This window comes from Acidisphaera sp. S103, assembly GCF_009765975.1.
Lineage (GTDB): Bacteria > Pseudomonadota > Alphaproteobacteria > Acetobacterales > Acetobacteraceae > Rhodopila.
Window position 1 is genome coordinate 119,491 of record NZ_LMUJ01000108.1, and the last position, 9,032, is coordinate 128,522.

General features: G+C 65.0%; 9 protein-coding genes. 4 read left to right on the plus strand and 5 right to left on the minus strand.

Features of this window, described 5'->3' with window-relative positions; genetic code table 11:
• Positions 1–114: 114 nt before the first annotated feature.
• From GSQ89_RS35440 to GSQ89_RS35455, 4 genes are all read left to right on the plus strand, one after another.
• Complete coding sequence (locus GSQ89_RS35440; protein WP_158932816.1) at positions 115–711, plus strand: glycine zipper family protein; 597 nt, start codon at positions 115–117, stop codon at positions 709–711.
• Between the two features lie 36 nt (positions 712–747).
• Positions 748–1,974, plus strand: coding sequence for a glycosyltransferase family 4 protein (locus GSQ89_RS35445; protein WP_158932817.1), 1,227 nt, complete (start codon positions 748–750; stop codon positions 1,972–1,974).
• A gap of 123 nt (positions 1,975–2,097) precedes the next feature.
• Positions 2,098–2,835 (plus strand): hypothetical protein, encoded by a 738-nt coding sequence (locus GSQ89_RS35450; protein WP_158932818.1) that lies wholly within the window; start codon positions 2,098–2,100, stop codon positions 2,833–2,835.
• Positions 2,836–2,854: 19 nt separating this feature from the next.
• Positions 2,855–3,424 carry a FlgO family outer membrane protein gene (locus GSQ89_RS35455; RefSeq protein WP_158932819.1) on the plus strand — a complete coding sequence of 190 codons (570 nt, stop codon included), beginning with the start codon at positions 2,855–2,857 and terminating at the stop codon, positions 3,422–3,424.
• A 58-nt stretch (positions 3,425–3,482) separates the two neighbouring features.
• On the opposite strand, the gene GSQ89_RS35460 is transcribed toward GSQ89_RS35455, so the two are convergent.
• From GSQ89_RS35460 to GSQ89_RS35480, 5 genes are all read right to left on the minus strand, one after another.
• Positions 3,483–4,832 (minus strand): ABC transporter substrate-binding protein, encoded by a 1,350-nt coding sequence (locus GSQ89_RS35460; protein ID WP_158932820.1) that lies wholly within the window; start codon positions 4,830–4,832, stop codon positions 3,483–3,485.
• Positions 4,833–5,030: 198 nt separating this feature from the next.
• Positions 5,031–5,648, minus strand: a complete 618-nt coding sequence (locus tag GSQ89_RS35465) for an SCO family protein (RefSeq protein ID WP_254073537.1) — start codon at positions 5,646–5,648, stop codon at positions 5,031–5,033.
• Complete coding sequence (locus GSQ89_RS35470; RefSeq protein WP_158932821.1) at positions 5,632–7,530, minus strand: CopD family protein; 1,899 nt, start codon at positions 7,528–7,530, stop codon at positions 5,632–5,634. The genes GSQ89_RS35465 and GSQ89_RS35470 overlap by 17 nt, the downstream gene beginning before the upstream one ends.
• Positions 7,531–7,884 carry a copper resistance protein CopC gene (locus GSQ89_RS35475; RefSeq protein WP_158932822.1) on the minus strand — a complete coding sequence of 118 codons (354 nt, stop codon included), beginning with the start codon at positions 7,882–7,884 and terminating at the stop codon, positions 7,531–7,533.
• Position 7,885: 1 nt separating this feature from the next.
• The gene (locus tag GSQ89_RS35480) at positions 7,886–8,833 is read right to left on the minus strand and encodes a hypothetical protein (protein ID WP_158932823.1); all 948 of its coding nucleotides are present in this window, start codon (positions 8,831–8,833) and stop codon (positions 7,886–7,888) included.
• Positions 8,834–9,032 lie beyond the last annotated feature (199 nt).

Here is a 9,032-nt window from a genome sequence, read left to right on the forward strand (position 1 = left end):
CCCCTCGCTTTTATCTATGTTCACACTATGTTACGTGACGGAGACAGACCGCGATCTAGATAGTCGTCTGGCACGCAAAACCCTCTCGCATATCGTTTTCGGGGAACCTGGTACATGACACGCGCGATTCCCGCCCTCGGGGTTGTATCGATCCTGGCACTCAGCGCCTGCGCGGTCGCACCGCCGCAGGGCCCCACCGTCATGGCCTTGCCGCAACAGGGCAAACCGTTCGAGGTGTTCCAGCAGGACGACGCCACCTGTCGCGGCTACGCCACGCAACAGACCGGCGGCGCCTCGGCGGCGCAGGCCGCCAACAACAGCGCTGTGGGCAGCGCCGTCGTCGGCACCGCGCTGGGCGCCGCGGCCGGTGCGGCCCTCGGTTCGGTTGGCGGAGCGGTCGGCGCGGGCGCGGCGATCGGTGGCGCGACGGGCCTGCTCGCCGGCAGCGCGATTGGTGCGAACAACGCGGCGGCGGCCGGGGGCGACGTGCAGGCGCGCTATGACACCGCCTACACCCAGTGCATGTATTCCAAGGGCAACACCGTGCGGAGCGCCCCCAGCGGATATGCCGCGGGCTATGGCTATCCCGCGTACGGATATGGCTATCCGGGTCCCTATTACGGCCCGGGCTATTACGGTCCGGCGGTCGTGGTCGGCGGCGGCTGGGGCTGGGGCGGCGGCTGGGGTGGCGGCTGGCATCGGCACTGGTAGATCGGGGCATGAGCCCGCGCGGGTGACCCGGCACGCGTGACCGCGCTGCCTGTCCTGTCGATTAACCCACCCGACGGCCGCCAGCCGCTGGTGTTCGCTTGGGGAGTCTCCAGTTTTTTCGGCTGGGGCCTGTACGGCCTCAATCTGGCGATCAGCCTGGCCAACCATCCGGTGTTCAGCCCGGTCGCGGCGATGGAGTTCGGCCCCGGAGACCTGGTGCTGGACCCGCTGCGCGAGCACCTCATTCAAACCGTCGGTGGCCTGTCCGCCGAACTCTGGGCCTCATTGGCGGCACTGCCCCAGCCCGAGGCACGCATCGACGCGCCATTGCTGATAGGCCTCGGCAAGGACTTGCACGCCGTGACCGCCGCCGGCGGCAAATTCCTGACCGGGCAGCCATCCATCGGCGTGACCTTCATCGAGCACAGCACACTCAGCGACGTCGGACGTCAGCGAGCAGACCAGTTCGCGCTGATCGTCGCCGGGTCGAGTTGGAACGAATCGGTCCTGCGCGCCAACGGCATCGTTGCCACCACGACCGTGTTGCAGGGCATCGATACCAGCCTGTTCCACCCGGCCCCGAGCACCGGCCGGTTCCGCGACCGGTTCGTGGTGTTCTCCGGCGGCAAGCTGGAATACCGAAAGGGCCAGGACTTGGTGGTAAAGGCGTTCCGAACCTTCCAGCAACGACACCCGGAGGCGTTGTTGCTGACCGCATGGCACACACCCTGGCAGTGGCATGACCCTTACATGGCGGCCGGCACTAACACCGTCCCGGCCAGTTCCGACGCGGACGGCTGGGTGGACACCGCCGGCTGGGCGATCGCCAACGGCGTCCCCCCGCACGCACTGATCGCCCTCGGCAAAGTCCCCAACATCGCCATGCCGCATGTGATGCGGGAAGCGAATGTCGCGCTATTCCCAAACCGGTGCGAGGGCGGCACGAACCTGGTGGCGATGGAGTGCATGGCCTGCGGCATTCCGACGATCCTGTCAGCGAACACCGGCCACCTCGATCTGCTGGCGCGCGAGGATGTCGCCTACCGGCTGGACCGGCAGGGCACCGCATCCTGCGAAGGCTACGAAACCCAGGACTGGGGTGAGAGCGACGTCGAGGAAATCCTGGAGAAACTGGAAACGGTATGGCGCGACCGGCAAGTAGCCGCCTCGGTCGGCCAACGCGGCGCAGCGTTCATCGCCCCGATGACGTGGGAACGCCAGACCGCACTGCTGCTGCGAGCGATCGAACCGCTGCTGCCGTAAAACGCTTGCGCCAACGAACCGATGTTCGTCGGTTGTAACTGATATGCAAGGATTCCACGGCTAGGCACGCGCCATTGCCACGGCAATGGCCGGACGCGCTCGGTCGGCCCATTGGAGAACACGATGCGAGGTCATTCCACGCTCAGCCTGATGGCGCTGTGCCTGCTCAGCGCCTGCAACCAACCCGCCGTGACGCCGAAGGCCCCGGCATTCCAGAGCAGCGAGAACACGATCCGCGACTGGGACAACGTCGCGCACGAGATCGCCGACGATATGGCGTCCCACGCCCTGCTGCCGCCCACCCCGCCGATGCCCGCACCGCAGGGATATTCGACGAAACCGGTGTTCGTGCGGGTGCAGGCACCGGGCTCCGCGTTCGTGCGTGAGGTCGCCGGCGAACTGGAAGCAGACATCCTGTCCAGGGGCGGGTCCGTGTCACGCACCCCGACTGGCGCGACCGTGGTGAATCTGGACGTCGATTTCGTGGCATGGAGTCCCCGCGACAAACCGCCTGGCCTGGTCGGCACAATGGCCGGGCTCGCCTCGCTGCAGGGGACCCTCATTGGTGCATCGGTGCCGATGTCCCGATGGACCGCCGCCGACGCAGCCGCCTTCTCCGCCATTGGGGTTGGCGCGGCCGCCGATATGGTTGTTGCGCTGACGCCAACCAGTAATACCGAAGCGATCTGGCAAGCATCGGTCGTCACCAGCGACCAGGTTGTCATGCGGCTGCAAGAACCAGTCTATGTGCGAAATCGTGACATTCCGCTTTACGCAAAAACCGCGAACCTGATGCCCGTCGCCTCATGGAGCGCCGGGGACGCCACCTTGGCACCGCGTCTTCTCCATCTTGACCCCTGACCGTAGATTAGGACGCGACATGAACCGCACGATACGCAGGCTGGCGATGGTCATGCCCCTCTGCCTGGCGGCGGCCGGATGCGTGGCCGATCCCGACCAGGCGGCCAGCAGCTCCAGCGACCCGGCCATCCCCGCCGACCAGCAAGCCGACCTGAGTACGCTGACATATCGGGCGGTCGATCTGATCCTCGCCGCCGCGCCCCAGGTCACCGACAGCACGCCCCTGGTCGTGACGTCCCTGTCGAACACCAAGGACCTGGAACGGAGTTCAGCCCTGGGCAATATCGTCGCGGATATGATTCGCACCCGCCTCGCCCAGACCGGCCACAGAACATCCGAAATTCGTCTGCGGAGCGCGGTAAGCCTGAAGCAGGGCGATGGGGAATTCCTGCTTTCGCGGAACCGACGCGCCCTGAGGTCAGACCCCGCCGCGGCGGCTGTGATGACCGGGACCTATGCCACCAGCGATGAGAAGGCTTACGTCAGCCTGAAGCTGATTTCCACGGCCGATGCGCATATTATCTCGGGTGCGGACTTCGTCGTCCCGCTGGACGACGTCCTCGGTCTGGTCAACGCGCAGGGAAAATAACGCGTACTGCACATAGACACGAAAGGCGGCCCCGGTCATCCCGGGGCCGCCCCAATCCCTATCGGGCGTAACCGTCCAGTTCGTCCTGCGTCCAGGCAATGACCTGGTCGATCGTCTGCCCATCCCGCAGTTTCGCGAACATCTGGTTGTGGACACCGCGGTTGTAGATCTGCACCGCGATCTCGGGCGCCGCTTCCGACCCGGTCAGCGACGGTTTCTGCCCGCTGGCAGCCCGCAACGGGTAATTATACACAGTGCCCTTCGGTGGCCCGACCTCGTCCCAGATCTTGAAGTCGTTCAGCTTGGCATACGGCGGCAAATCGTACCCCTCGCAGGCATTGTCGCGCGCCTCGACATTCTCCCGCTGCATCAGGAACTCCACCAGTTCCTTACCAGCGCTCTTGTTCTGGCTGAACTTATAGACGCCCCAGAAATAGCTCTGCGTCGGTACGAAACGACCCTTCGGGCCCAATGGCGCCGGGAACGTCCAGCAATCGGCCGCGACTTGTGGCGCGTCCCGCTTGGCGACCGCCCAGGCCGACGGCGGGTTGAAGATCAGCGCGGACTTGTTGGAGATCAACGCCCGATTGTTGGAGGCGTCGTCATAGCTGACGGCATCCGCCGGATAGAATTTCACCAGCCGCTGCGCGAACTCCATCGCCTGCCGCGTGCCGTCGGACTTCAGTTGCGACTTGCCCTCGGCATCGATCAGCGTGCCACCGAAGGCCGCGAAGATCGCACCATGCGTGTCGGTCGCGTCGGTGTTCAGCGTGCCGCTGCCCATGCCCATCGCGAAGGTCATATTATCCTTGGCGGCGATCTCGGCGTATTTCAGGAATTCCTCCCACGTCCACGCATCCTGCAGGGCGTTCTTCTCATCCTTCGCCGGATACATCGCCTGCAGATCCAGGCCGTTCTTCTTGAACCAACTGATGCGCGCGCAGGGCGGCTTCGTCTGGGTGCCGCTGCTGGACGGCACGGCGACCCAATGGCCCTTGTATTTCGCCAGATAGGTGACGACGTCGTTCGGATCGCCATTGGCGGCGGCGAGGCGCTTCACCACGTCGTCCACCGGTTCCAGGCTGTCGGCGTAGTTCTGCACGTCCCAGGTGATGAAGGTCATCACGTCGTGGCCGGTCTTGGCCTGGGTCTCGGCCGCCGGGGTCAATTGCAACTTGCCGCTGGCGGAGCTGATGAAGTCGGCGGTGACATCGACCTTGTTCTTCGCGGCCCAGGCATCGACCTGTGCCTGCATCACCTTGTTGGCGCCGGGAACCCAGTGATCCCAGAAGCCGACACTCAATTTCCCGGCGGCCGCGGCGGTGCGGATATGCACCAATGGCAGCGCGGCGGCAGCAGCGGCCAACTTGACGGTACCCCGGCGCGAGATAGTCCACGACTTCTTCATAAAAGGCTCCCTAACGGCCATTGGCCTTGTTTCGTTATCGCACCCTTTTGGATGGGTGTGTCATCGTTCTACGGCAATGTTCCTTCGTGCGGGACTCAAAATCGATCGGATGACGAATTTTTCAGGCGCAGCGCTGCATCTGGGTCGCGCCGGGGCAATTTTCAGTACAACCACCCGATAGCGGGCGCCACGCCAGCCCTATCCCATTAGTTTTTTCACATCGGCCGCGATCTCGGAGCCGGATTCATCCGCCCGCACCGGCCCGACGAAGGCGCCATCGGGGCCCATCAGATAAAGCACCGAGCTGTGGTCCATCGAATAATCGTCCGGCCCCGGGCCGGTGCGATGTTCGGCATAATAGACCCGATACGCCTTCGCCGCCTTGGCGACCTGCTCCGGCGTTCCGGTCAATCCCTCGATGCTCGACCCGAACGCCGCGGCATACAGCTTCACCACCGGCGGCGTGTCTCGCTTCGGATCGACGGTGATGAACAAGGGCTGGACACGGGCAGCCGCGGGGCCAAGCTTGTCCATTGCATCGGCGACGGCGTTCAGCGTGGTCGGGCAGACGTCGGGGCAAAACGTGTAGCCAAAATACACCAGCATATACTTGCCGCGGAAATCGCGATCGGTGACGGACTTGCCGTTGCCGTCCTCCAGCGTGAATGGCCCGCCGATAGAGACCGGATTGTTGCCGTTCTGGCCGCTCAGCCACAGGAAACCGCCGGCACCGATCAGCAGCACCGCAAGCAGCAGACCCATCGTCGCGTAAAGGACGCGATTCGGCGGAGTCTTCGGATTAGTGGTGGTGTTCATGCGAACCTCCGCTGGGTGGTTGGATCGGCTTGGCATCAATCGCTCGGATCGCGGCGAACAGCTTTTCCCGCGTTTGCCATCCGTCGGCCGCGCCGGGACGGTGAACCGCCCGCAGCCAGCCGTTGGGATCGACCAGGTACTCGGCCCCGGCCAGTTTGTCGGGCGGCAGATCGGTCAGGATCGCGTAAGCCGGCCACGCCGCGGCCGTCGCCGCGACGCACGACCCCGGCGCCGGAGCAACGCCATCCCGCAGGTTCAGGGTAACGGCCGTGACGCCCGATGCAGGGGGAATGTCCTCACTCACCACCCCACCGGTTACAACGTGGACGTCACGGCCACGCAGATCGGCCATCCGGGTCGCCGTCAGCCCGGCGCAGGCGATCGGAAAGCTGGGTGCCCGCAGCGGGACGTCGAACGTCGAACGCTGCTGCATCGCCAGCGCGGACTCGTGCGCTCGCACGTAATCGATCAAGGCCCAAAGGTCATCGGGCGACAACGTGCCGGCAAACCCCGGCATCGCCAGGCCACCCTCCGGGTCCTCGATCCCATGCGACAGCCACCAGAACATCTCGCCGTCGGAATGCATCCAAATATGCGGCTGCGTCAGGTCGGCAGGCTGGATGTGCAGCCCGGACGCCGCCGGTCCGTTGCCCGCGCCGCTGGGACCGTGGCAGGCGGCACAGTTCTGCGCGAACAAGGCCTGGCCACGGGCGATCGAGGCCGCGGAAAAATCCGTTGGCGAGGTCTGGAAACTGGTCGGGTAAGCCTCGATCAACAGCAGTGACAGCGACGGCGTGCGCACCAGCACGGTCAGCAGCAGGATGGCCAGGGCCTCCCAGCGCAGCCGCCGCAACAGCAATGCCGCGGCCATCAGCGCCGCCGCCACGCCGATCACGATCAGGCTGACGACAAACTCCCGGTGAAAGTCCGGATCCTCATTCACCGCGACCAGACTCAACCGCCGCGGAAATGGCCATACCGGCGTCGTGTGCGCGGCAGGCGACGACGACGCCATGAAGGCGGCCGCGGTGACGATCGCCAGGCCAAGGCAGGTCTCCAGACAGATCGACATCCCAAGATGACGGCGCGCGCCTGGGACATCGGCGGCCACGCGGTCGCTGAACCACAGCCGATTCAGTGTGGCCAGCATCAGGGCGAACACGAACAGGGTGATTTTCAGCATCGCGAAATGCCCGTACGGGGTGCCGAACAGGGCCGGCACGCTGCCGATCAGTTCAAATCCCTGAGCGAACCCGGTACCGGCGAGAACCAGGACGCAGGCCAGGCCGATCGGTGTAAAACGCTCGCAAACGGCCGACGCCTGCTCAGGACTCAGCGCCCGCAGCCCAAGCCAAAGCGGCAGCAGCGCGCCCAGCCAGATGCCGGCCGCGAGAAGGTGGAGGGATTCGGAGAAGACAAGCCCATCCCCAACCGCGCCCTCGGTCGCACCCGCATGGCCGATCATGCCTTGCACGCCCAGGGCGGCGGCCGTCAGGGCGACGGCGAGGTATCGCACCCAGGTCGTCCAGCGGCCCGACGGAACGGCGAGCAAGGTCGCGGCCAGCACCAACCCCAGCCGAACCAGCATCGTGTTGCCATAGCGGGTGTGCAGTGCCACCACCGGCAGCGCGTCGCGCAGATCGGACCATGTCTCCGCACCGGCGATGGCGGCGGATTGCAGCACAAACCACGCCACCCCCGCCAGCAACGCGATCAGTCCGCTGACCCACCACAGCCTGGTCAGCCAGCGATGCAACGCCCGCGGCACCGCCGGGCCCGACGGCAGCATCCATAGAAGGAACCCAACCGTTCCCAGCAGCGACAGCGTCGCCGCCAGGTGCAGGCCGCGGACCAAGGCCATGGTGGTGGCGAGGTCCACCATTCAGGGCTTCACCGTGAAGGTGAAATGCCCCTCGGTCTTATGCGTATCGACCGAAGTAACGTGCCACTCCACCGCGTAAACCCCCGGCGGCAACGGCTTCAGCTTGACCGACAGGACACGGCTGTCATCCAGCGGTGTGGGTTTGCCCTGGTCGACCCGCCCACCCCCGGCATCGGTCACATGGACGGTGCTGAACAGGGGCTCGACCGGTTCGGTGTAGGTCAGGCTCAGCGCCGGCGGGGACCCGGTCACCTCCGACCCGACCGCCGGCGATGCTCGGTCGAGGAACGCATGGGCGAACGCCGCCGGACCGATCAGGCAGGCGGCAGCAGCTAAAACAATAAGCTTGCCCATGTCAGAACCACTCCGCAATCGGTTTGCCCAGGCTGTGCGGGAACAGGTCGTCGAAGTACAGGTGGAACTGCGCGATCACCCCCAGATGGCTGCCGGTCGCGCTGTTGCCGGGGATCAGCGCCTCCACCCCCACCGCATAGGTGGTCGCGGTGTAGTTCACGCCCACACCCCACAGGTACTGGGTCTGATCCTGGTTGGGCCGGCTGGCCGGCGACGACCATGACAGCTCCACCACCGGAGTCAGCTTGTTGACGAAATCCGGCAGGCCGTAATCCTTCCCCTGCGCCGACAGGTAGCGGATGCTGTATTGCAGCGACAAACCGCCGCTCCAGCCATTGGACGTGCCGTTGTTCAGCGCGTTGCCGAACGGATCGACCTTCAGTTCCTTGTCGGCGATCGTGTAGGACAGCTCCCCGGTCAGCGCCAAAGGCCGCAACGCACCGATCGGCAGATCGCCGAACCCCTTACCGAAATAGATCGTCGGGCTTGTGGAACCGCTGTCGTCGTTGCCGATGGCGGCGCCGTTGGTCCCGTTGGCACCGGACCGGGCGAGCTCCCGCTGCACCCCGACCGAAAACATGAACTCATGCGCATCGTTGACGTACGGCTTGTATTTCAACGTCAGTTCGATGTTGTCCCAGCCGTTCGCCCTCATCGCATGCGGCTGGGTCAGCCACGTATAACCATCGTTGATGGCAAACCCGAAATTCTCGGTGATGCGCTTATCGAACTCAAAACCCAGATTGTAATTGCTCGACGTTCCGCCGCCATCCGCCTGGGACGGCAGGAACTGGAAGGTCGGCAAACTGGCCTCATCGGCCACGTTGGGATCGTCGATCAGCAGCGTGCTGATGAACATATGGTCGCCGGCAAAGCCGTGCGCGTAGGCATGATTGGCCAGCACCATCGTGCCGGCGGCAACCGTGGTCAGCAGGGTACGCGATTTCATGGACTGGGTCTCCTGAAGCAGACAAGAAGCGGCCCGAACGAACGGACCGGCGGATGTGCTCAGGAGAAGATCGGTGGAGCCCTTGGCTGGCTAGGCGGTCGATACGCGGCCGGCGGCGCGGTGGATGGCGGCGGCAGCTCGGTTTTGAGAATCACAACGGCGATGGGCGGCATCGGCGTGTCGACCGCCGATACCAGGG

Excerpts from the sequence above, each read along its gene's own strand:
- GSQ89_RS35440 (WP_158932816.1), top strand. The coding sequence starts at position 115 with ATGACACGCGCGATTCCCGCCCTCGGGGTTGTATCGATCCTGGCACTC.
- GSQ89_RS35450 (WP_158932818.1), top strand. The coding sequence starts at position 2,098 with ATGCGAGGTCATTCCACGCTCAGCCTGATGGCGCTGTGCCTGCTCAGC.
- GSQ89_RS35455 (WP_158932819.1), top strand. The coding sequence starts at position 2,855 with ATGAACCGCACGATACGCAGGCTGGCGATGGTCATGCCCCTCTGCCTG.
- GSQ89_RS35460 (WP_158932820.1), bottom strand. The coding sequence starts at position 4,832 with ATGAAGAAGTCGTGGACTATCTCGCGCCGGGGTACCGTCAAGTTGGCC.
- GSQ89_RS35465 (WP_254073537.1), bottom strand. The coding sequence starts at position 5,648 with ATGAACACCACCACTAATCCGAAGACTCCGCCGAATCGCGTCCTTTAC.
- GSQ89_RS35470 (WP_158932821.1), bottom strand. The coding sequence starts at position 7,530 with ATGGTGGACCTCGCCACCACCATGGCCTTGGTCCGCGGCCTGCACCTG.
- GSQ89_RS35475 (WP_158932822.1), bottom strand. The coding sequence starts at position 7,884 with ATGGGCAAGCTTATTGTTTTAGCTGCTGCCGCCTGCCTGATCGGTCCG.
- GSQ89_RS35480 (WP_158932823.1), bottom strand. The coding sequence starts at position 8,833 with ATGAAATCGCGTACCCTGCTGACCACGGTTGCCGCCGGCACGATGGTG.